Consider the following 21,843-nt stretch of genomic DNA (forward strand, 5'->3'; position numbering starts at 1 on the left):
TGCCGCGAGGTGGGTCACGCGTTGGCCGCCTGGTGACGCTCGATGAAGGCTGCCAGGTCAGCGATGGTGGAGTTGCCGGAGAGGTCTGTTTCGGTGATCACCACTCCGTGGTCGTCCTCGAGGACCATGGCCAGGACGGCGATGGCCATGGAGTCCACGCCCGCCTGAGTGAGGGTGGCCGAAGGTGTGACCGGGGCGGCAGGCAGTCCGGCTTTCTGCGTCAGGGTGTCGATGACGATCCGCAGCATGGGGCTCATGGCTTCTCCGTGAACGTAACGAACGGTCGGGGGCGGTCAGTTGGGCGAAGGGGCGGCTGGTGCGGCCTCAGCGGTTCCGGCGGTCGGCTCATCGGTTTCACAGACACGGCGTGACATCCCGGGGCCAGATGGTGGTGGTCGCGGCCCAGGACAGGCCGCTGCCGAAGGCCACCATCACCACGCGCTGGCCCTCTTTGACCGTCCCGTCCCCGGCTGCCTGCGCGAGCAGGATCGGCACGGAGGCCGCGGCGGTGTTTCCGATCGTCTCGATGTTGGAGGGCATCCGGGCAAGGGGAAAGGGCAGCGCCGCCGCCAGCGCGGTGGCGATCGCGGCGTTGGCCTGGTGGGCGATGAGCACATCGACGTCCGACAGGTCCCAGCCGACGGCCGCCGCCGCCCCGGTCGCGGCCGCCTTCATCCGGCGCACCGCGTTGCGCAGCACTTCGGCGCCGCGCAGGTGCAGATAGAGGTCGTGACCGTCGGAGGAGGGGGACCCGGCGCGCTGCCGGGAGCCGCCCGCGGGAATGGCGATGGCGTCGGCGAGGGTGCCGTCGCTGCCCCAGACGGTGGGCCCGAAGGTGGACACCTGGCCGGGGCGTGCTCCGCGCAGCACGGCGGCGCCCGCACCATCGCCGAAGATGGGGGCGGTACTGGAGTCCGCGGGGTTGACCATCGTGGACGTGCTCTCGGCGGCGATCACCAGGACGGACGCGGCGGTGCCGGTCGCGATCAGCCCTTTGGCCAGCTCACAGGCGTAGAGGAAGCCGGAACAGCCGGCGTTGATGTCGAAGGCGGCGATCCCGGTCATGCCCAGTCGGCTTGCCACCTCGGGGGCGCCCGCGGGGCAGAGCCGGTCGGGTGTGGTGGTGGCCAGGATCAGCGCGTCCACGCCTTCGGTGTGGGCGGAGGCGAGGGCGCGGGCGCCCGCTTCGGTGGCCAGATGGACGGTGGCGGCTCCGTCGCTGATGCGGTGCCGTTGCGCGATGCCGATGCGCCGCCGTACGAAGGCGTCCATCTCGGGGGCCATCAGATCCGCGTTGGTCACGATGGTGGGCGGCAGCCAGCACCCGAGACCGGCCACGGTGGTGTGGGTCATTTTTGCCCCGATCGTCTTCCTGGGTGGTGCGGTGCCGTACGGCCCTGTCCGGCCGGGGCCGCCGCGGTGCCCCGTGGTGCGGCGGCCACTCAGTTGCGTACGCCAGCGGCAGCGGCGGTTCCGACGGCGGCCGCCGGTTCCACGAGGTAGTCGCGGTCCTCCAGCGGCTGGTCGGTGAAGAAGCGCATCACCAAGTCGCTCGCCTCGTCGCGGCGTTGCATGAACACCCAGTGATCCGACTCCGCGATCGCGGCGAAGGTGCAGTTCTCGATGGTCTGCGCGAACTCGCGCTGTTCCGCCAGGGAACTGATGGTGTCGTGCTCGCCGCAGAAGACGAGGGTCGGAACGTCCCGGAGGCCGCCTTCAGGGTCGAGGTTTTCCAGGACCGACCGCTCCATCGTCGTGAATCCGTGGGCGTTGGCGGTGACGCCGCGCAGCGTCATCCGCGTCACCAACTGGCGTACGATATCGCGGTTCCTGATCGTGGCCCGCGAGTCGGCGCACAGGAACATCTCCGTCAGCACGTTGACGAAGCCCTTCGCGTCCCCACTCGCCATCCGCTGTGCTCCGCGGTTCCACAGGTCGACGAGCTTGTCGCTGATACGGACGGGGACGCCACCGAGCGCCAGCTTGGCCAGCCGTTCCGGCCGGCGCTGCGCGCAGCGGTAGGCGACGGCGGAGCCGAAGGAATACCCCAGGAAGTTGACCCGCTCCAGGCCCAGGTCGTCGATGATGACCTCGGTGACCCGGCACATCGTCTCCAGGCCCTGCTCGGGCCGAAGCGGCGTGGACTGGCCCGCGCCGGGCAGGTCCACCGAGATGAGGTCGGCGTGCGGCAGGACGTGGCGCTCCATGATGGACCAGCCGTGCATACCCTGCAGGACGCCTCCGATGACGAGGACAGGGTCGATCCGGGGGTTCTCGGCGGGCACCACCTGGTAGGAGAAGGACAGTCCGTCCAGGGACAGCGTGCGGGTGATCGCCTCGGTCACGGCTCTCCAACAGTCGTACGAAAGGGGTGAGCATCGGGTGTGGGGGCTCAGGAACGTGGGGTCCGGCAGCGGGCCGGGCCGTGGTGGTCAGCCCTGCGGCACGGCGCTGTCGCTGTCCTGGCGTTGCCGGCCGATGCCCTCCAGTGCCTCGGTGATGAGCTCGGCTGTCTGACGCAGCGTCATCTCCCCGTTGGCGAGCGAGTCGTCCAGGTGGATGCCGTAGTGGTCGGAGAGCGTCACGAACATCTCCACCTGGGCGATGGAGTCCAGTTCCAGGCTCTCGAAGGTGCGGTCGGCGGTGAGTTCACCCGCGGGGATATCGAACGCGGAGGCCAGGTAGGTGCGGACGTGGTCGAGGTGCTGCTGGGCGGGCTGGCTCATGGTGGTGGGCTCCTTCACGGCGTGGGTTTGATGTCGGGCCAGGTCAGTCCGACCGCGCCCCACACCGCGCCGCCGCCGAACGCGGTGAGCAGTGTCCTGCTCCCGCGGGGGACGGCGTCGGTCCTGATCAGGTCGTCCATGACCAGGGGAATCGAGGCGGAGGAGGTGTTGCCGACCTCGCGGATGTTGGCGAAGCGGCTGGCGGGCGGCACGCCCACCAAGTCGGCGACCTTGTCCAGGATGCGCTGGTTGGCCTGGTGCCCGATGAACGCGCCGACCGAGTCGACCGGCCATTCCAGCCGTTCGAGCAGCAGCCTGGACACCTCGGTCATACGGCGTACCGCGTGGGCGAACATGTCGGGGCCGCGCATCCGCAGGCAGCGGTCCGCCAGTTCGGCGGCGCCTTCGGGGTCGGGGCGGCGCGAGCCGCCCGCGTCGACGACGGCGAGGTCCTTCTGCGTGCCGTCACTGCCGAGGCAGACGGCCTGGACGGCACCGGGTTCGTCCGAGCCGCCGCTGCGCAGGACCGCCGCGCCGGCGCCGTCGGCGAAGACCACGGCGGTCCCCCGGTCGGCGGGGTCGGTGATCGTCGACAGCGTCTCGGCCGCCAGGACCAGCACGCAGTCCGCCGACCCCGACCGGATCCAGGCGTCGCCCACGGCCAGGCCGTAGGTGAATCCGGAGCAGGCGGCGGCGATGTCGAATGCCGGGACAGTGCCGAGGCCCAGTCGTGCAGCAACCCAGGGGGCCGTTCCCGGCGAATGGTGATCGGGTGTCGTGGTGGTCAACACCACCAGATCCACCACCGGGTCGCCCGCGCTGCGCAGAGCGGCCCGGCCCGCCTCCACCGCCAAGTCCCCGGTGCTGGTGCCCGGGTCCACCCAGTGTCTGCGCTCGATGCCCGTCCGGCTGCGGATCCACTCCGCGGTGGTGTCCAGCTCCGACAGCGGTGGATCGCCGTTCGCGATGATGCGCGGAGGCAGGAAGGACCCGATGCCGCAAACGACAGAAGCCAGGCTGGACGCCATCTGAATCCTCAATAATCGGCAGCGGCTGCGCTGGTCATTCGACATCCGTGCGCACATTTCCGGGCCCGCATGCAGTGCAACCGGGCCGCATTCTAGGAATGCCGGAACACCACTGTCAAAGACGGGAAATCCGCCCCGAATAACGGGTGATGCTCTTTTCCGGGAATAGGATTTCCCGCTTTTCCGACCCTCGCGGCGTGGCCTGTGGACACTGCTCGGCGATGATCATCGTCCGTTAATCGCTCCCGGTCCGGGCAGACGGGTCGCTACGGTGACCGTATGACCACTGACTCCGTCTCAGGCGATGACATCTCCTCGCTGCCCCGCGCCGGGTTCGCCTTCCCGGGCCCGCTGCGTGACCAACTCGTTGCGGCCATCCTCGATGGCTCCAAGACCTCCACCACCGGACTCGTGATCGATTACGAGCATGCAGGGGATCCGCTGCCGTCCATCGGGAGCCGCTCGGTGGTCGTCGATTCGGACGACCATCCGGTCGCGGTCATCGAAGTCACCGGCGTGCGTGTCGTGCCGCTCGCGGAGGTGGATTTCGCTCATGTGGTGGATGAGGGGGAAGGCGACACCAGCATCGCCGGGTGGCGGGCGAACCACGAAGGGTTCTGGCACAGCGACGAAATGCGCGCAGCCTTGGCAGACCCGGAATTCACCGTGGACGACACGACCTTGGTGGTACTGGAACGCTTCCGTCTCGTGACCGACCTTCGCGCGGCTGGCTGACCCTCCGCACGGGCCGCGCGTCTATACGGGTACGGCGTACAGTCGCTCGAAGGTGCTGACGTAGACCAGGCCGTTCGCCACGGCTGGCGTGGACGCGGCCTCGTGGGTGGGGAACCTCCACCGCTGTTCGCCGGTCGCGGCATCCACCGCGTACAGGTACTTGTCGTCGCTGGCGGTGGCGACATACACCGCCCCGTCGCCGCCGACCGCCGGTGAGGAGGGGGCGCCGCCGACCGGGAAGACCCACCGCTGGTTTCCCGTGGCAGCGTCCAACGCGTGCAGCATCTTGCCACTGCCGCAGTAGTAGACCAACCCGCCGGACACCGCCACCGAGCGACCGCCGCCGCCGGGGAATTCCCACTTCCGCTTGCCGTTGGCGGCATCCACCGCGAAGAGGCTTCCACCGGAGGTGGTGCAGTACACCACGCCGTCACCGACTACAGGCCGCTCCGAGGACACGATTCCGACGTCGGATCTCCACCGCTGCTCACCGGTGGCGGCGTCCAGCGCGTACAGCATCCCGTCACTGATCTTGCCGACGTACACCACCCCGTCAGCCACCGCCGGAGCGGCCCGGAAGGCCGTGGCGTCGGTACGGAACCTCCACCGCTGTCTGCCGTCGGTGGCGTCCACCGCGTACAGGTAGGTGTCGCCGCTGACGTAGGCCAGTCCGTCGGTCGCCCCCGGCGAATGCGCCTCCCCGCCGGTCGGGAAACTCCACCGCCGCTTGCCGGTGGCCGTGTCCACCGCGTACAACCGCTTGCCGCCGCAGACGTACACCAGCCCGCCGGACATGGCCAGTGACGAAGGCGCTTCGGCGTCCTCGACGGTGTCGAACTTCCACCGCTGCCTGCCCGTGGCGGCGTCCAGCGCGTACAGAAATGTTTCGCTGCCGCTCACGTACACCACGCCGCCGGACACCAGCGGTGTCGCGTAGATGGAGGCGCCGTCGGCGGATGTCCACCTGGGTTTGCGTCCGTCGCTCTTCACGAAGTACCAACCTGCGACGCTGAGTCCGCCTGCTGTGACGGTCCCGGCGAGGCCGAGCAGGGCCCGTCGGCGGGACACTCCGGTGGGCCCGGCGGGTACAGCCGTGTTGGGCTGGGGCGCCCGGCGGGGAGAGTGCGCGTATGCGCGGGGGCCGACGACAGGAGCGGTCTCGGGGGACGTATCAGGCGGCTGAGCAGTGGTAGCCGGAGACGTGTGGCGCGGCTGGGCATCCGTGCGGTCCTGCTCGGCGATGGTCCGCGCGGGCGGCACCGCGTCGGTGGCGGGTGGGGTGGCGCTCCGCGGTTCCGGGTCGGAGGTCCGCGCCGGTGTGGGGCGGGGTGGTGGCGAGGGTGCGGTGGTCCGCAACTGTACGGTCCGGGCGACGGCCTCCGGCATCCAATCGGCCTCGGTGGGGGCGACGGGGACGGCCCGGTCGCCTCCGGCCGACTCGGCCAGCTGGTGCAGCAGTTCGGCCGGGCTGGGCCGCCCTCCGGGGTCCTTCGTCAGACACCGTGCCACTATCGCTCGCACGGCCGCGGGCAGCCCGGTCAGGTCGGGTTCTTCGTAGACGGTACGGAAGTTCACGGCGTGCGCCGAGCCGGTGCCGAACGGCGCCGCGCCGGTGGCGGTGAACGTCAGCACCGCGCCCAGGGCGAACACGTCACAGGCCGGCCCCACCGGCCGGGCGGTCAGTTGTTCAGGGGACATGAAGCCGGGGGTACCGGGCATCACGCCGGTCCGGGTCAGCACGCTCGCCTCGCCGGCCAGCGAGATCCCGAAGTCGATCACCCTGGGCCCGTCGGCGGCCAGGAGCACGTTCGACGGCTTGAGGTCCCGGTGGACCACCCCGGCCGCGTGGATGACCTCCAGCCCTTCGGCCAAACCTGCCGCCAGCGCCAGGACGGGCTCCAGCGGCCACGGCCCGTGCGCGGCCACCGCCTCCCCCAGCGACAGCCCCGGCACGTACACCGTGGCCAGCCACGCAGGCGCCCCCTCCGGATCGGCGTCCACCACTCCTGCCGTGAAAGCCCCGTTCACCCGCCTGGCCGCAGCCACCTCACGGGCGAACCTGCGCCGGAACTCCGCGTCCTCCGCGAGCTCGGGACGCACCACCTTCACGGCCACCGCACGCCCGCCGGGCGTGCGGCCCAGGTACACCCGCCCCATCCCGCCCGCGCCCAGTCGCGCCACGATCCGGTAGCGCCCCACCTGACGCGGGTCCCCCGCTTCCAGCGCCTCGAACACCCTTACCCCACAACCCCTTTGGCCTGCCGACGGGCCGACCCTCCGGCCCGGACGGAGAGAACCCACATGATGCCCGAATCCCCACCGGCGTGAAGACGGCCCCGCGCATTGCGTAGCACGAGCGGGACACGAGGGCGACACCCCGGAGACCGACGCCTCGGCCCGCCCACGGACAAGCCGCCGCATTGAGCAGCCTCAGTGATAATCTGCTGCACTGTCGACCTGCTCAGAGCTCTTCCCAACACGCGGAGGTACGAGCGCAGATGACGGATTCGGCGGAGTTCTGGGACCGTCGGTACACCCACGGCGACCTCGGCTGGACGCTCGTACCCCATCCGCTGGCGGTCGCGGAGCTCGCGCTCGTACCGCCGGACACGTCCGCCGGGCCGAACGCGCCGGGATGCCAGGCCCTCGACCTCGGCGCGGGCGCCGGGCGCCATTCACTGTGGCTCGCCCGCCGCGGTTGGCGGGTGACGGCCGTGGACTTCTCCGCGACGGCTCTGGAGCGCACCCGGCGGCAGGCCACGGCCGAGGACCTGGAGGTGACGACCGTCCTCGCGGATCTGGCTTCCTACGAACCGCGGCAGAACGCCTTCGGCCTCGTCCTCGTCACCTACGTACACCCCGAACCGCCGCAACGGGCCGCGCTGTTGGCCCGTGCGGCCAAGGCGCTGGCTCCCGGCGGGCGGCTGGTCGTCGTCGGGCACCATCTCGACAACCTCGGCAGGGGCCTCGAAGGCCCGTCCGACCCGGAGCGGATGTTCACTCCGGAGCGCCTCTGCGCCGAGCTGCCGGATCTGCGCGTCGAACGGGCCGAGCGGGTGATCCACACCGTCACCACCGCGTCGGGCGAGCGCGAGGCGTACGCCACCGTGATCCGGGCCGATCGCGCCACCGCCGACCGCCCGGGCCGGCCCGGGTCAGAGACCGGGCTGCCGCACCACGAGCCGTACCAGGAGATTCCGTAGGGCCTCACGCTCCTCGGCGGACAGGGGGCCGAGGAACTCCTGATGGACCTCGGCCAGCACCTCCTGCGCCTCCAGCAGGCGCGCGATGCCCTGTTCGGTCAGGTGCAGGGCCGACGTCCGGCGGTCGGGGCCGCGTCTGCGCTCCATCAGCCCCGTCCCCTCCAGCTTGTCGACCAGGGCGACGATGGTCGTGCGGTCGATCCGGAGCTTGTTGCCCACAGCCCGCTGGTTCAGTCCCGGTTCGGCCGCGACGACACTCAGGACACCGAATTGACGCATCGTCACTTGAAGGGCGCACAGGTTCCGTTCGGCACATTCCGTGACCGCCTGGGCGGCCTTGCGCAGCAGGAAGCCGTGCCACTGCTGAAGCCCTTCGAACAAAGGCCGGTCCCCAACGCCGAGTTCTCCGCTCACCGTCAATTTTTCCGGCCCCCTCGGATCCGACAGCGACACTGGCTGTCTTTCAGACAGAACATCAACGCTGCCGCGGCCCGTCAAGCCTTCAACAGAGGGCACATATCCGTGACGAGCCGGACAAGTCGCCCGTAGCCTCAACTGGGTTTCCCACCAGAGCAGTTGGTTCTCGCGAGAGCCTCCCCCGCGTTGACGATTCCTCCTGCCGGTCCCATACTGACCCATCAGGGTCTCTGACTATCAGCTTCATTGATGAATCGGCCTTCGGGGACAGTCATGGAGGCAAGAGCGTGCGCAGCCGCGCCCGTCAGCAGGCCACCGGGCCGGAGGGAACACGATGAACAAGCACGCCAACCACGCCCAGGACATGCGGCTGGTCTACGCCGGGTCCTTCCTCGGCAACTTCGACCGGATCGTGATCACACCACTGCTGCTGCCCGCGTCCAAGGGGCTGGGCGTCAGCGTCTCCCACGTCACGATCGCGCTCACGGTCTATCTGCTGCTGTTCGGCCTGATGCAGCCTGTGCACGGCCTCATCTCCGACGTATACGGGCGCGTACGGGTCATGCGGGCCGCCCTGTTCGCCATGTGCGTCGCCGACCTGGTGTCCGCGCTCGCCCCCAACCTGGGCGTGCTCATCCTCGGACGCGCGCTCGCGGGCGCGTCGGCGGCCGCCCTGCTGCCCGTCATGGTGGCGTACGTGGGCGACCGGCTGCCCTTCGCCCAGCGGCAGCGGACCGTGGCGAGCGTGCTGGCGGCCGGGGCGGTCGGCACGGCCGCCGCGACCGTGGTCGCCGGTGTGTTCACCCACCTGTGGAGCTGGCGCGCGGCGATCCTGCTGGTCGCGATCTGCTCGCCGCTGCTCGCCCTCGCCTTCGGCCGTCTGCCGGAGGCCTCTGCCCCGGCGCCCAGCGGCACGAGCGTCAGGACCCGGCTCGGCATGGTCTTCCGTATCGGCTGGTTCCGGTTCCTCGTGGTGTTCGCGGTCTTCGAAGGCGCGGCCATGCTGGGCTTCTTCAACTTCTTCAACACAGCACTGCAGTCGGGCGGACACAGCGTCGTGTACGCCGGTCTCGTCACCGGCAGCTACGGACTGGCCGCGGTGGCGGGCGGCGTGGCGGTGCGCACCCTGGGCAACCGGGTGTCGGCGGCGACCCATTTCGCCGTCGGCAGCGTCCTGCTCGGCGTGGGCTATCTGGTCTGCGTGCCCGCCCAGTCGATGGTGACCGTGCTGGCGGGCAGTGTGCTGTCCGGGCTCGCCTTCGCGCTGGTCCAGTCGACCGTGCAGACCTGGGGAACCGAGGTCGCGCCGCCCCAAGTACGCGGCATCGCCACCTCGTTGGTGGCGTGCGCGGTGTACACCGGGGCCGCGCTCAGTACGTATCTGGTGAGCGGGCTGGCGGACGACGAGCACTTCGGCACGCTCTTCGCGATCGCCGCCGCCGTCACCCTGCCCGTCGCCCTCGTCGGCCCGGTAGCCCGCGCGCGGTTCTCGGCCGCGCTGGTGGGGCGCCGCGAGCAGCCGCCCCACCCGGCCGAGGCGCCGCCGGCCCGTCCCGCCGGCCAGAACCCGTAGCGGCCCGGCCGGGGTTCGGGGCCGTCACGCGGCCACGGTGTCCCACGTCATCTGCGACGAAGGGCGGCGGGGGCGCTGAGGTGCGCGCTCGGCGAGCGTCGCCATCCAGGCGCCGATCTCCCGCAGCTCCTTGCGCCCGAGGGCGGCCCGTACGCGCGGGAACCAGCGGTGGTCCTCGGCGTCCATATGCCGTTCGACGATGTCCATCAGCAGCCGGGCCTTGGCATCGAAGCCGACGGCGTCGGGACGCATGTCGTACAGCTCGGCGGCCAGCACGTCGGCGATGTGGTGTTCCTCCGTGAAATCCAGGATGTCCGGCTCGGTCTCCGGGACGAGGATGCCGACGCGCGGATACATGCCCTCCCGCTCGATGTACGTGTACACGGTCAGCGCACGGAGGAAGGGCCCTATCAGCGAGGCGTCCCGCTCGGCTCGATAGGAGTGGATCAGCCGCCTGATCTCCTTGTGGCCTTCCCTCAGCATCACGATCGCGTCGGTGGACATGGGCAGCTCCCTGAGGCACAGGACTCACTTCCGTCCAGCCCCATACCCGGCGAACCGGATGATCACGCACCGCTTTTCGGGGCGGCTCGCACATGTCCCGCCCGCGCGTCCCGTCACTTGCCGCCGAGTGCGCGCTTGAGCTGGGCCTTGTTCATGTCGGAGCGGCCGTGGATGTTGCGGCGCTGGGCCTCGGCGTAGAGCTGGTCGTACGTCGGTCCCTCGGAGCCGCTGTGCGAGCGCTGGCCCCCGCGCTTGGAGGACGACATGTCCTGCGTGGAGCTCTTACTGGCGGTCTTGGACTCGCCGGAGCGGGCGCGCTCCTTGTTGACGGTCCTGGCGGCGATCTCCTTGGCGCGCTTGGTGCTCTCGCCGCGCTGCTCGGCGCTCTCCTTGATGTGCTCGTACTGGCGTTCCCGCTTGGGGCTGGATCCACGAGGCATGACGACTCCTCGACTACTCAGGGTGATGTGTCGCGTACGTACTCTCACCTTGTACTGGTGCGGTCGGCTCCGCAATCGGGCGCGGGCCGACGAGATTCGGCCGCCGGGACCGGGCCGGGGGTGGCTGGGTGGCCGACTCCCGGAGGATGTCTCCCTCGCGGTCGAACGTACGGTTCATGGTCACCGGGTGCCCCGCTGACGCCGGACGATGCGTCCGCCAGCTATCCAGCAGGGAGCCGCCCCTTCTTCTCCACGGCCGGTGGCACCGCGGTCTAGGGGCGCCCCATTGCCCGCAGGCTCCGGCTGGCGGTCGTGAGTGAACGGGGGCGTGGTGGGTTGCGCCACGGGTTGTCCTTGAGCAGGTCCTCGGCCGTGCCGATGGTCCAGCGGCGCGCGGTGAGGTCCGGGTCCGTGACGTCGGTCCAGGCCAGGGGCGCGGCGATCGGGGCTCCGGGAAGGGCCCGGACCGCGTAGGGGGCGACCGCGGTCTGCGCGTACGCGTTGCGCTGGACGTCCAGGTAGAGCCGGCCCCGGCGGGCCTTCTTCCTCGGCTCGGTGGTGAGTTCGTCGGGGTGGCGGGAGGCGAGCAGTTCGGCGGCGTCGTGGGCGAAGCCGCGTACCTCGTCGAAGGGCGCCCGGCGGTCGAGGGCCACGACGACGTGGAGGCCGCGCGAGCCCGTCGTCATCACGAGCGAGGGCAGATCCAGCTCCTCCAGCAGCTCGCGCAGGCCCAGTGCGGCCGTGCGGACCGGTTCGAAGTCGTCGCCCGAAGGGTCGAGGTCGAACACGAGCCGGTCCGGATGGTCGGGCCGGTCCGCCTTCGACAGGAAACGGTGCGGGGTGACGCACGCCTGGCCGGCGAGGTAGAGCAGGGTGGCGGTGTCGTCGCAGACGGCATAGGTGACGGTGCCGTCCTCCTTGGGCAACTCGGCGCGGTGGATCCAGTCGGGGAAGTGGTCGGACACGGCCTTCTGCATGAAGGCGGGGCCGTCGATTCCGTCGGGGTGGCGTTCCAGCATGAGCGGACGGCCGCGCAGGTGGGGCAGCATGCGCTGGGCCACCGTGCGGTAGTACGCGGCCAGATCGGCCTTGGTGATGCCGTCCCCGGGGAAGAGGACCTTCTCCGGCCGGCTCACCTCCACGGTGTGTCCGCCCACCCGGAAGGTCTTCGTCGTGGTCATCGTGTCCTCCCGGGTGGTCGGCTGTTCACGACCGCTCCCCGTCCTGGTGCGCGGCTTCCGTCTCCACCTGCCCCAGCGTCCGGCCGGTACGAGCCGACCGGGCCCGCCTGGGGTCGGGCGTCCCGTCGGCGCGGGCATGTCCGTCGGTGTGCTTGACCAGCAGCCACGCCTCGCGCTCCCCGTCCTGCTCGGTGCGGAAGCGGGTGAGCGAGTAGCCGCCGTGCAGCTTGCGGCCGTGCAGGCTGAACGAGGCGTGGCCCTGTTCCAGCGCCCGGGTCAGGGGGATCTCCCGGCCGTCGCGGCCGGAGGAGAGGTTGCGGTAGGTGCCCTCGTCCCACACGATCACCGTGCCGCCACCGTATTCACCCTTGGGGATGACGCCCTCGAAGTCGCGGTACTCCAGCGGGTGATCCTCGGTCGGGGTCGCGAACCGCTTGTCGTGGGGGTCCTTCGACGGCCCTTTGGGAACGGCGAAGGACTTCAGGACCCCGTCGGCCTCCAGCCGGAAGTCGAAGTGCATGCTGCGCGCGTCGTGGATCTGCACGACGAACGAGGGCTGCTCGGCGGGCTGCCGGGCCGCTCGTCCCCGGGGTTCGGCGGTCTTGGCGAAGTCGCGCCGCTGCTGGTAGCGCGCCAGCGCCTTCTTGGCCGACATGGCAACCTCCTCACGCGCAGCCCCCTACGGGCGACCGCCGACGGGCCGGGCCGCGGTGTCAGGGCAGACCGGACGCCCCGGCTTCAAGTGTCGCTGCTCTACGGCGCGGCTTCCCGCCGCCGGGCTGTTTACGCGCACCACACTCGCCCGACCCGGCGAGGACGGGGCGTTCGCCCGCCCCTCACCCCAGGGCCTGGCCGAACGGGCCGTCCTCGAACTCACGCCATTTCGGGCTGCGGCTGCAATTCCGGTTGCCGTGCGGTCGCGGCCTGCGGTTCCCACATTTTGGTGGTCCGCGCATAGCTGTAGACGACCGAGCTCAGCGCCAGGATGAGAAGCGGTCCGAACACCCACGGGTGCTTGGCCATTTCCATCGGCAGATAGCGGTACGACACCAAGAGCGCGGAGAAGACCGCTGTGCCATAAGCGACCAGCTGAATTGCCGACCGGTCCCAGCCTCGGTTGAACGAGCGCATCGCCGCCTCGATCGTCAGCGCGAACACGACACCCGCGATGAGATCCGCGCCGTAGTGGTAGCCGAATCCCAGCGTCGCGCTGAGCGTGGCGACCAGCCAGAACGTGCCCGCGTATCGCACTCCCCGTGAACCCTTGCGGGAATGAATGAAGATCGTCGTGGCCCATGCCGTGTGCAGGCTGGGCATGCAGTTGCGCGGGGTGATCTCGTCGTACGGCATCGGGTGCGGGTTCAGCGGCGGCGGCGTGTTCGGCCAGAGCTGGGCCAGCGCCCAGTGCCCGCCGCCGGTACCGAAGGCGCCGTCGCCGTAGGCGAAGACCGGTCCGACCACCGGGAAGATCATGTAGATGGCAGGCCCGAGCAGCCCGATGACCAGGAAGGTGCGCACCAGATGGTGTTCCGGGAAGCGGCGCTCGACCGCCACTTTGCGCAGCTGGTAAAGGGCGACAAGAGCCGCCGCCAGCGGAAGCTGACTGTAGACGAAGTGCAGGAGGTGGGAGCCGAAGGGGCCGCTGGCCTCCACGACCTGGCCCGCCAGCCACGACGGATTGCCCAGCGCGTGGTCGGCGGTCGCCACGTACTGGTCGAGCACCATCGGCCGGGTCTTCGACGTGATGAGCAGCCAGGTGTCGCCCGTCTTGTGCCCGGCCACCAGCAGCAGGCCGAGACCGACGCCCTTCAGCAGCAGCGCACGCTCACGACCGGTGCGACGTGTAAGGGCGATGACCGCAATGCCCAGGATCACCCACAACGCGCCATTGCCGAAGGCCAGCTTGGCATCGAGCGCCCAGCGCAGCAGCAGGACAACGGCGTCGATGCCGACCGCGACACCGATCGCGATGAAGCGCTGCCGCCAGGTGAGCACCACCATCGTCAACGCCATACCGGCATACAACAGCGGCCCCGATTTGGGGGCGAATATCACCTCCTGCGCCTGATTGGCGATCGGACCCGGCAGGCCATAGTGACGCGCCGTGATCTCCAGGCCGATGAGGAATCCGAGGGTTACCACGCCCGCCGTGGCCCACAGAATCGCGCGCGGCTGACGCAACGCGGCGAAGTCAATTCTGCGGGTTATTCGCGAAAGCACCCGCGTTGTTATAGAAGTCAATTGTATGGCCGATTTGTTAGATTTATTTGTTTAGGTCATTTTCCGTGCCGGACAGTATAAATCCCGGTTAAGGGCGGGCGACGGGGAGGCGACCACCGTTCGATCATGCTATCCGAGCGATGCGGGTGGCTTTGGCGGGTCTCTTACGCCTCGGAAGTCCTCGGGGCGGCGGCTTCCAGGTCGTCGATGCTGCCCGACATGATCGTCCGTATGTGTTCGGTGATGTGCTCGGCCGGCCAGTCCCACCAGGCCACGGCCAGCAGCCGGGCGATGTCCTCGTCGCTGTAACGGGTGCGGATGAGGCGGGCGGGATTGCCGCCGACGATCCCGTAGTCGGGTACGTCCGAGGTGACCACGGCCCCCGAGCCGATGATCGCGCCGTGCCCGATCCGCACTCCGGCCATCACGGTGGTCCCGTATCCGAACCAGACGTCGTTGCCGACGACGGTGTCCCCCCGGTTCGGCAGGCCGGTGAGCAGGTCGAAGTGCTCGGACCACGAGCCGCCCATGGTGGGAAAGGGGAAAGTCGAGGGGCCGTCCATACGGTGGTTGGCTCCGTTCATGAGGAACCGCACCCCCGTGCCCAGCGCGCAGAACCTGCCGATGATCAGCTTCTCGGGCCCGTAGTGGTAGAGCACGTTCCGCGTCTCGAACGCCGTCGCGTCGTCCGGGTCGTCGTAGTAGGAGTACTCCCCGACCTCGATCAGCGGTGACTTCACCAGCGGCTTGAGCAGCACCACCCGCGGCTGCTCGGGCATCGGATGGAGGACCGTCGGGTCGGCGGGGACAGGCATGGCGAGTGATTCCTTCCGAGCCGGGTGGTCGTATCCGGCTTCGCTCCATGATCGCCGTACCGCGCCGGCCAGGAAACCGCTTTGTGTGTATGAGGACAGGATCAGCTGATCGGTTCCACCATCGGTGCGGGCCTGTCGAACATGGCGCACATCGCCGCGCTCTGGAGCGTCTTGGCCGCTTGGGTGAGTACGGGGAAGGCTTTCGGGTGCTCGGCGAAGGCCTCCGTCGCGACGAGGACAGTCGCCGTGCGCCTGCCAGTGGGGTCGGTGACGTGGGTGCTGAGGTAGCCGGGAATGCCGCCGTCGTGCGCCCACACCCTGCCGCACGGGGTCGCGGCGGTCTGGATGCCCAGCCCGTAGCCGGGCCCACCCGGATCATTCGGATCCATGGGCACGGTGGTGCGCATCTGGGCCAGCTGGGCGGCGGGCAGCAGCTTGCCGGACATCAGCGCGGTGTAGAACCGCGCCCAGTCGTGCGCCGTGGACACCATGGCCCCGGCTGCCCCGCCCCACGAGGGGTTGTTGCGGGAGACGTCCACCTGACCGTCGTGGTGCGCCCCGGCGAAGTCCCTGGCCTCGGCGGGCACACCCGGCGGCATGTGGGCCGCGTCGGGTTCGTAACCCCGGGCGTGCGGGCCGCGCCAGGCGGAGTCCGTGGCGTAGTAGGTGTGCTCCAGGTGGAGCGGACGGGCGATCCGGTCACGGACCAGGTCAGCCAGACTCGTGCCCGTGGCCCTCTCCAGGACGGCGCCGATCGCCGCGTAGTTGGTGTTGCTGTACGACCACTGGGTGCCCGGCGGGAACAGCGGATCGTGCCGCACGCCGAGTGCGAGCAGTTGCTCCGATGTCCATCGCCTCGCGTCCTTGCCCATGGCGGAGGGCAGGATCGCGGGGTCTTCGGTGTAGTCGGACAGGCCGCTGGTGTGGTTCAGCAGCATGCGCAATGTGATCGCGCGGCCGTTGGGCACCTGGCCCGGCAGCCAGGTCTCCACCGGGTCGGTCAGGGCGAGCTTGCCCTCACCGACCAGTTGCAGCACGAGCGTGGCCATCATGGTCTTGGTGTTGGAGCCCATCCGGAACTCGTCTTCCGCCCGGAGCTGGTGATCCTTCCTGGTCCAGGGGGCCTGCTCGGTGATCTCGACGGGGCGGCCGTGGCCGTCGTCCACCCGCACGATCACTGCGGGCGCTCCGGCTGCCACCAATTTCCGTGCCAGGCGCTCCAGTTGGGAGTGGTGGGGCGACTCGGCCGCGGAGGCGGGAGTGGCATGCGCGGTCGGCGGAGTCGCGGTCGTACGGGCGGCCGCGTGGCCTTCGTAACCGAGCGTGCCGACCAGGCCGGTCACCGCCAGGAGGGATACCGCGACCATGAGGCGCTCACGACGTCGGCGGGCGGCGGATCGAGGCCGGGACTGTTCGTGCGCGCTGGTGTTGCGCGAGCCTGTCGTCATGCTGTTCACCCTTACCCACCCGGGGACGGCGGGTCACTGCGGCACGCCACCCACTTGAGGGTGGTGCCTGCCCCCCTCCCCGGCAACTCCCGTCCAACCAGGCCGAGTCCACGGCGGCGTCACCGTCACGCGACCGTACGCACGCCGTCCCCCACGCCCCCTCGGTTCCTTGTTCGGAAGCAATGCGGATGGAAATATCACTGGTTGCTCAGAGCTGCGACGCCGTTCCGCATTCCGTTCCCTCAACTGAGGGATCCATCAGCTTACGGAGACCGCTCATGCCCGATGCCAACAGCCCCTACCAGCCCGGTACTCCCTGCTGGGTCGACCTCATGGTCCCCGACCAGCAGGCGGCGCTCGACTTCTACTGCGGCCTGTTCGGCTGGGAGGGGGAGGTGGGGCCGCCGGAGACCGGTGGGTACGCCGTCTGCACACTCAACGGCAAACCGGTGGCGGGCATAGCGACCGCGATGTTGCCCGACGGCGGGCCCACCCGGCCGACCGTGTGGACCACCTATCTCGCCACCTCCGACGCTGACGCCGACGAGAAGAGCGTCGTCGGCAACGGCGGCACCGTGATCATGCCCGGGGTGGACGTCCTCACGCTCGGACGTATGTCGCTCGCCGCCGACCCCACGGGCGCGGTGTTCGGTCTGTGGCAGGCCCACGACTTCCTCGGCGCGCAGGTCGTCAACGAGCCCGGCGCGTTCATCTGGAGCGAGCTGAACACCGGCGACCCGGATGCCGCAGCACTCTTCTACGCCGACGTCCTGGGCATCACGAGGGCCCCGATGGACGGCGAGGACGGCTACTTCGCCCTCCGAGTGGACAAGCGGACCGTCGCCGGGATGCAGGGGCTCGACAAGATGCCGCCGGGCACGCCCTCGCACTGGCTGACGTACTTCGCCGTCGACGACACCGACAGCACCATCGAGGCCCTGATCCGCGCGGGCGGCAACGTCCTCAGGCCGCCGTTCGACATGACCGCGGGGCGGATGGCCGTGGTGCAGGACCCGCAGGGCGGCAAATTCGCCATCATCACCCCTTCCTCCACCGAATCCCGCTGACCCCGGCCGCACCAGGCACACAGACGCGGGCCAGGCTCTCGGCGCCCGGATCGGCCCGTCCGCCGACATGGCGGGCGGGCCGGACGTCGGTGGCCCGCTCCAGGAGCCCGGCCACCGGCGATGAGTTTCGCCGTGGGTTCCGGTCTCTATCGGCAGACACGATCAACCGCACTCAAGGAGAGCGTCATGTCCGCCACCTACACGTTCGACGTCTTTTCCAGCCTCGACGGCTTCGGCGGCGCCGGCGGCGACTGGACCGGCTACTGGGGCAAGCAGGGCCCCGAGCTCCTGGACCGCCGCCTCGCCCTGTACGACGAGGAGCAGCGGATGGTCTTCGGGGCCAACACGTATCGCGCGTTCGCGCAGATGCTGGCCGCGAGCACCGAGGAGTCCGATGTACGTGACCCCTGGGTCACACGGATGAGGAGCCTGCCGGCCACGGTGGTGTCGACCACGCTGGAGGAGCCCCTCGACTGGCCGGACGCGAACGTCGTGAGCGGCGACGCCGTCGATGTCGTCGCCCGGCTCAAGCAGGAGTCCGCGGTACCGCTGCGCTCGCACGGCAGTCTGTCGATGAACCGGGCTCTCATGGCGGCCGGGCTGGTCGACCGCGTCCAGGTGACGCTCTTCCCCGTGATCACGGGGAAGACGGGGCTGGACCCGATCTTCCAGGGTGCGGCCGACTTCGACCTCGAACTGATCGAGCACCGGACGCTCGACGGCCATATCCAGGAGCTCATCTACCGGCCCACCCTGCACGCCTGAGTCCATCGACGTAATCGACCCCGCCGATCAGCCGAACCTGAACCTGACCCTGAACCTGACGGAGGCTCCCGCCGACCGACATACCGACGACTGCGGGGTGCTGTGACCACTGTGCGGACGGTCACCTTGACGACCATCGACGCTTAGGCCAGCCTTACCTTCGCTCACCGATTGCTGGTGCGAGCGTGCCTGCAGAAGATCCCTGGAGCAACCATGTCCGCCGCCGACGCCCCCGCGACCCCCCACAGACCCGGACGGGAAGCAGAACTGCTCCAGCTTCCCCACTGGTGTCGGACCGCGGCGGCGTCCCTCGCGGTATGCGCCGGCTGGGCGGCCACGACGTGGATCGCCTTGCACCTGCAAGCCGACGCCACGCTTCACACCGCGGCCCTTTTCGTCCACCTCGCTTGCCTGGTCCTGGGCTTCGGTGCGGTCCTCGCCGTCGATTACTACGGTGCCCTGTGGCTCACGGGCCGCAAGACGCTCCGCGAGGTACTCGACTTCACGGGGCCCTTGCACGTCCCGGTGTGGGCAGGTCTCGGCGGCCTGCTCTTCAGCGGTGCCTTCCTGCATCCCGATCTCGGTTCACCGCTCACGTGCGTCAAGCTCGGCCTTGTTCTTCTGCTCGCGCTCAACGGTGTCCAGGCGTCGGCCCTGCACCGCCGCCTGACCGCCGTCGACGGCGACCCGGTCGGCCCCTCGCTGTTGGTCCGCAGCGCTGTGACAGCAGCCGTTTCCCAGGGGGCCTGGTGGGGCGCGGTGACGATCGGCTTCCTGAACAGCCAGCGCTGAGCGGTTCGGGCGCGGCGGTACGGCGCTGCGCGCCCGGGAGCCAGGACTCGATCATGCGCGTGGGCCCTCCACATACGCATGCGAGCGTGCGCGTTCGTCCTGCCTGATGAGTGGCTCACACGAGAAGGGCCTCGCCCCATACCCTGTGAAGTGACTTGCTGCGCGGAGATGAAAGGCATGGCCGTGTCATCTGATGCAACTCCGGACCCGTACGTCGACCCTTTGAAGTTCGGCCAGAGAATGCAGATCCTCCGCGAGCGTCGAGGCATGAGCCGAACTGTTCTGGCCGGTCTCGTCGGCATGTCGGCTTCCTGGGTGAAGCGGATCGAGAACGGCCAACTTCAGGCGCCGGGCCTGGAAATGGTCATGCTCATCGCCGAAGCCCTCCGAGTCCGGGACCTCGCCGACCTCTCCGGGCGCCCGGACAGGCACGTGAACCTGTTCATCGGCCCCGGACATCCACGCCTCGCCGCGGTCCGGGCCGCGATCGACTCGTATCCTCTGAGCACAAGCCGGGAGGCCCCGCCCGCCGAACACCTCCGCGCTCGCCTCGAACGCGCCTGGGCGGAACGGCACTCGGCCCCGAACCACCGCGAAGTCATCGGCGAGCTGCTACCGAGCCTCATCGAAGACGCTCAGCTCAGGGTGCGCCAGGCACAGCAGTCCGCCGAGTGGCGCGCTGCCCAGGCGGTGCTGGCCGAGGTCTACTCGCTGGCTCAGTTCTTCGTGGCTTACCAGCCCGACAGCAGCCTGCTGTGGCGCATCGCCGAGCGCGGCATGGTCGCAGCCCAACAGAGCGACAACCCCCATGCGGTGGGCGTCGCAGCCTGGCTGATGGCACAGGCTCACCGCGACTCCGGGCCGGGGCACTACGACGCGGCTGACGCGGTCACCCTCGAAGCCCTGCGGTACTTGGCACCTCAGCTGCCGGACGCGGCTGATCCTGTCCTGGCCATCGCTGGAGCCCTCACGTTCGAGGCCGGGTATACGGCGGCGCGCCGGGGCGACACGGGGACGGCGTGGCGATACTGGGACACGGCGCGGGACATGGCCGGACGGCTACCGGGCGACTACTTCCACCCCGTGACCAGTTTTTCGCAGGCCATCATGGGTGCGCATGCCGTGACAGTGGCGGTCGAGCTGCACGCGGGCCCGGAGTCGGTGAGGCAAGCCGCGCGCGCGGACACCACCACGATCCCGTCGCGGCCGCGCAGGGCCCGGCATCGGATCGAGGAGGCTCGGGGCTTCCGGCTCGACGGACAGCCGGACGTGGCGATCGCGACGCTGGACAAGGCGTACGAAGCGGCGCCGGAGACGATCCGGTACAACGGCTACGCGAAGTCGATCATTCTTGAGGAGACGGAGTCGAAGGTCAGTGCCCGCCGGCGCCGAGCGTCCGAACTCGCACTGAAGATCGGCCTGCTCGCCGCGTGAGCAAGGGGACACAATCAGTGTCCTCAACTTCACTGACCCGCCCCTACGTTCGTCATCGACCAGACCACCGACGACGACAGGGACTCACCGTGTTCGCTATTCCCATCGGAACCGGCAGAGGCGACAGCCGCGTGAGCGTCGCCTTGTACGCCTGTGTCCCAGACGGTACCGAACCCGACGCGACGCTGGACGAACTGCGCGAGTACGCCACGTCTCGGGCGTGGACGGTGACGGCCGCTCTGCACGACGTCGGGCCGCAGGATCGCCCCGTGGGACAGCGGCCCGGCCTGCGGCGCGTGCTGAGGCTCATGGAGGACGCGCGGGTCCAGGGTGTGGTGACGCCGTCGGCAGCTCACCTCACCGTGGCGCTGCCTCTCCGCAGTCGCGCTGCCGCCGCGTTCCTCTGCTACCCCCAGCCCACTGAGGTGACGCGGTGAAGAGCCGAGCCAGCAAGGCAATCACTGACTGGCTCGCCTCCGCGCACCGCCTGCCGTCGCAGGCCCGGCGCGAGTTCGACGTGGGTATCGTTCTCTTGCCGACCGGCGAGAAATTCGACGCGATCCGGCTGCCCGCCGAGGTCGTCCACGCGGCGGCAGGTGGTGATGCCCCGGAGGCCGTCGGCGCGTTCCTCGCCGAAACCCTGGAGAACGGGGCGGTCATCCACGACGCCTACGGCGTCGGCGTCTGCTACTACGCCCTCGTCCCGCCTGGTACAGGCGACAACTGGCGGACGGGCAGGACAGGCTGCGACAGAAGACCAGGACCGAGCAGACGCTGCTCCCCGACTGCGTCGGCCAAGCCGACCGACGAGGAGCTCGCCGCCCTCGGCCTCGCGGAGCGGGAACGCACGCTGCAGGCGTGGAGCCGCGAGAAGCAGGGGGCGAGGACGAACAAGGATCCAGGGAAACAAGCGCGTAACGCTCCCTGGCTATGGTCGCCCGATGACCAGCGAGGTGGAAGGGGCAAGCGTGAGTGCGCGGATTCGGGCCGGTGGTGAGGACGACCTGGAAGAGTTGACCCGTATCTACAACCATTACGTCGTCTCGACCCCGATCACCTTCGACATCGAGCCGTTCACCGCCGAGCAGCGTCGCCCCTGGCTCGCGTCCCACCCCGATCACGGCCGGCACCGGCTTCTCGTGGCCGAGGAGGGGGGAAAGGTCCTCGGCTACGCGACCAGCAGCCCGTTCCGCCCGAAGCAGGCGTACGAGACCTCCGTCGAGACCAGCGTGTACGTGGCGCCCGAGCAAGTGGGGCGCGGCGTGGGCGGTCTGCTGTACGCCTCGCTCTTCGAGGTGCTCGCGCACGAGGACGTACGCCAGGCCCTCGCCGGTATAGCCCTGCCCAACGAGGCGTCGCAGCGGCTCCATCTGCGCTTCGGGTTCCATCCCGTGGGGGTGTACCGGGAAGTCGGGCGGAAGTTCAGGAAGTTCTGGGACGTGGCCTGGTTCCAGCGGTCGCTGGCGCCAGACCCCGCCACACCCTGATCCTTTCC

Annotated in this window: 24 protein-coding genes; 10 read left to right on the top strand and 14 right to left on the bottom strand. The window is 69.6% G+C overall.

The window, feature by feature from the left end; genetic code table 11:
- Nucleotides 1–14: 14 nt before the first annotated feature.
- The 5 genes from BX283_RS04275 to BX283_RS04295 form a co-directional block, all read right to left on the bottom strand.
- Nucleotides 15–257, bottom strand: coding sequence for an acyl carrier protein (locus BX283_RS04275; RefSeq protein WP_101386323.1), 243 nt, complete (start codon nucleotides 255–257; stop codon nucleotides 15–17).
- Between the two features lie 97 nt (nucleotides 258–354).
- A complete protein-coding gene (locus BX283_RS04280; RefSeq protein WP_101386324.1) occupies nucleotides 355–1,353 on the bottom strand; it encodes a 3-oxoacyl-ACP synthase III family protein in 999 nt (332 codons plus the stop codon).
- Nucleotides 1,354–1,442: 89 nt separating this feature from the next.
- Entirely contained in the window at nucleotides 1,443–2,345 is a 903-nt protein-coding gene (locus tag BX283_RS04285) for an alpha/beta fold hydrolase (protein WP_101386325.1), read from the bottom strand.
- 87 nt (nucleotides 2,346–2,432) lie between these two features.
- Nucleotides 2,433–2,726, bottom strand: a complete 294-nt coding sequence (locus BX283_RS04290; protein ID WP_101386326.1) for an acyl carrier protein — start codon at nucleotides 2,724–2,726, stop codon at nucleotides 2,433–2,435.
- A 14-nt stretch (nucleotides 2,727–2,740) separates the two neighbouring features.
- Complete coding sequence (locus BX283_RS04295; RefSeq protein WP_101386327.1) at nucleotides 2,741–3,754, bottom strand: beta-ketoacyl-ACP synthase 3; 1,014 nt, start codon at nucleotides 3,752–3,754, stop codon at nucleotides 2,741–2,743.
- A 279-nt stretch (nucleotides 3,755–4,033) separates the two neighbouring features.
- On the opposite strand from BX283_RS04295, the gene BX283_RS04300 reads away from it, so the two are divergent.
- A complete protein-coding gene (locus tag BX283_RS04300; RefSeq protein ID WP_101386328.1) occupies nucleotides 4,034–4,489 on the top strand; it encodes an ASCH domain-containing protein in 456 nt (151 codons plus the stop codon).
- 21 nt (nucleotides 4,490–4,510) lie between these two features.
- Here the strand turns inward: BX283_RS04300 and BX283_RS04305 are convergent, their stop codons facing one another.
- Nucleotides 4,511–6,724: a serine/threonine-protein kinase gene (locus tag BX283_RS04305; protein ID WP_180357044.1), complete on the bottom strand. Its 2,214-nt coding sequence runs from the start codon at nucleotides 6,722–6,724 to the stop codon at nucleotides 4,511–4,513.
- 263 nt (nucleotides 6,725–6,987) lie between these two features.
- On the opposite strand from BX283_RS04305, the gene BX283_RS04310 reads away from it, so the two are divergent.
- Nucleotides 6,988–7,692: a class I SAM-dependent methyltransferase gene (locus BX283_RS04310; protein ID WP_101386330.1), complete on the top strand. Its 705-nt coding sequence runs from the start codon at nucleotides 6,988–6,990 to the stop codon at nucleotides 7,690–7,692.
- Here BX283_RS04310 and BX283_RS40470 read toward each other — a convergent pair.
- Nucleotides 7,645–8,073, bottom strand: coding sequence for a MarR family winged helix-turn-helix transcriptional regulator (locus BX283_RS40470; protein ID WP_180357045.1), 429 nt, complete (start codon nucleotides 8,071–8,073; stop codon nucleotides 7,645–7,647). The two genes, BX283_RS04310 and BX283_RS40470, sit on opposite strands and share 48 nt — an antisense overlap.
- A 370-nt stretch (nucleotides 8,074–8,443) precedes the next feature.
- Between BX283_RS40470 and BX283_RS04320 the strand changes: the two genes are divergently transcribed.
- Complete coding sequence (locus BX283_RS04320; RefSeq protein WP_101386332.1) at nucleotides 8,444–9,682, top strand: MFS transporter; 1,239 nt, start codon at nucleotides 8,444–8,446, stop codon at nucleotides 9,680–9,682.
- Between the two features lie 24 nt (nucleotides 9,683–9,706).
- Here the strand turns inward: BX283_RS04320 and BX283_RS04325 are convergent, their stop codons facing one another.
- From BX283_RS04325 to BX283_RS04355, 7 genes are all read right to left on the bottom strand, one after another.
- Nucleotides 9,707–10,186, bottom strand: coding sequence for a hemerythrin domain-containing protein (locus BX283_RS04325; RefSeq protein ID WP_101386333.1), 480 nt, complete (start codon nucleotides 10,184–10,186; stop codon nucleotides 9,707–9,709).
- 113 nt (nucleotides 10,187–10,299) lie between these two features.
- Nucleotides 10,300–10,626: a plasmid stabilization protein gene (locus BX283_RS04330; RefSeq protein WP_101386334.1), complete on the bottom strand. Its 327-nt coding sequence runs from the start codon at nucleotides 10,624–10,626 to the stop codon at nucleotides 10,300–10,302.
- Nucleotides 10,627–10,898: 272 nt separating this feature from the next.
- Nucleotides 10,899–11,807: a non-homologous end-joining DNA ligase gene (ligD, locus tag BX283_RS04335; protein WP_101386335.1), complete on the bottom strand. Its 909-nt coding sequence runs from the start codon at nucleotides 11,805–11,807 to the stop codon at nucleotides 10,899–10,901.
- A 25-nt stretch (nucleotides 11,808–11,832) separates the two neighbouring features.
- Nucleotides 11,833–12,462 carry a DNA polymerase ligase N-terminal domain-containing protein gene (locus BX283_RS04340; protein WP_101386336.1) on the bottom strand — a complete coding sequence of 210 codons (630 nt, stop codon included), beginning with the start codon at nucleotides 12,460–12,462 and terminating at the stop codon, nucleotides 11,833–11,835.
- Between the two features lie 218 nt (nucleotides 12,463–12,680).
- Nucleotides 12,681–14,027 carry a phosphatase PAP2 family protein gene (locus tag BX283_RS04345; RefSeq protein ID WP_257581928.1) on the bottom strand — a complete coding sequence of 449 codons (1,347 nt, stop codon included), beginning with the start codon at nucleotides 14,025–14,027 and terminating at the stop codon, nucleotides 12,681–12,683.
- A 164-nt stretch (nucleotides 14,028–14,191) separates the two neighbouring features.
- The gene (locus BX283_RS04350) at nucleotides 14,192–14,842 is read right to left on the bottom strand and encodes a CatB-related O-acetyltransferase (RefSeq protein ID WP_101386338.1); all 651 of its coding nucleotides are present in this window, start codon (nucleotides 14,840–14,842) and stop codon (nucleotides 14,192–14,194) included.
- Between the two features lie 101 nt (nucleotides 14,843–14,943).
- Nucleotides 14,944–16,290: a serine hydrolase gene (locus BX283_RS04355; protein WP_218976507.1), complete on the bottom strand. Its 1,347-nt coding sequence runs from the start codon at nucleotides 16,288–16,290 to the stop codon at nucleotides 14,944–14,946.
- A gap of 278 nt (nucleotides 16,291–16,568) precedes the next feature.
- Here BX283_RS04355 and BX283_RS04360 point away from each other — a divergent pair, with 278 nt between their 5' ends.
- From BX283_RS04360 to BX283_RS04390, 7 genes are all read left to right on the top strand, one after another.
- A complete protein-coding gene (locus BX283_RS04360; protein ID WP_101386340.1) occupies nucleotides 16,569–17,357 on the top strand; it encodes a VOC family protein in 789 nt (262 codons plus the stop codon).
- A 186-nt stretch (nucleotides 17,358–17,543) separates the two neighbouring features.
- Nucleotides 17,544–18,122 carry a dihydrofolate reductase family protein gene (locus BX283_RS04365; protein WP_101386341.1) on the top strand — a complete coding sequence of 193 codons (579 nt, stop codon included), beginning with the start codon at nucleotides 17,544–17,546 and terminating at the stop codon, nucleotides 18,120–18,122.
- A 213-nt stretch (nucleotides 18,123–18,335) separates the two neighbouring features.
- Nucleotides 18,336–18,914, top strand: coding sequence for a hypothetical protein (locus tag BX283_RS04370; protein ID WP_218976508.1), 579 nt, complete (start codon nucleotides 18,336–18,338; stop codon nucleotides 18,912–18,914).
- A 183-nt stretch (nucleotides 18,915–19,097) separates the two neighbouring features.
- A complete protein-coding gene (locus BX283_RS04375; RefSeq protein ID WP_257584236.1) occupies nucleotides 19,098–20,348 on the top strand; it encodes a helix-turn-helix domain-containing protein in 1,251 nt (416 codons plus the stop codon).
- 131 nt (nucleotides 20,349–20,479) lie between these two features.
- Nucleotides 20,480–20,785: a hypothetical protein gene (locus BX283_RS04380; RefSeq protein ID WP_143676379.1), complete on the top strand. Its 306-nt coding sequence runs from the start codon at nucleotides 20,480–20,482 to the stop codon at nucleotides 20,783–20,785.
- Nucleotides 20,782–21,345 carry a hypothetical protein gene (locus BX283_RS04385; RefSeq protein WP_101386343.1) on the top strand — a complete coding sequence of 188 codons (564 nt, stop codon included), beginning with the start codon at nucleotides 20,782–20,784 and terminating at the stop codon, nucleotides 21,343–21,345. The genes BX283_RS04380 and BX283_RS04385 overlap by 4 nt, the downstream gene beginning before the upstream one ends.
- The gene (locus tag BX283_RS04390) at nucleotides 21,290–21,835 is read left to right on the top strand and encodes a GNAT family N-acetyltransferase (protein WP_101386344.1); all 546 of its coding nucleotides are present in this window, start codon (nucleotides 21,290–21,292) and stop codon (nucleotides 21,833–21,835) included. Before BX283_RS04385 ends, BX283_RS04390 begins: the two co-directional genes overlap by 56 nt.
- The last annotated feature ends 8 nt before the right edge of the window (nucleotides 21,836–21,843 follow it).

It is taken from the genome of Streptomyces sp. TLI_146, from assembly GCF_002846415.1.
Classification (GTDB): domain Bacteria; phylum Actinomycetota; class Actinomycetes; order Streptomycetales; family Streptomycetaceae; genus Streptomyces.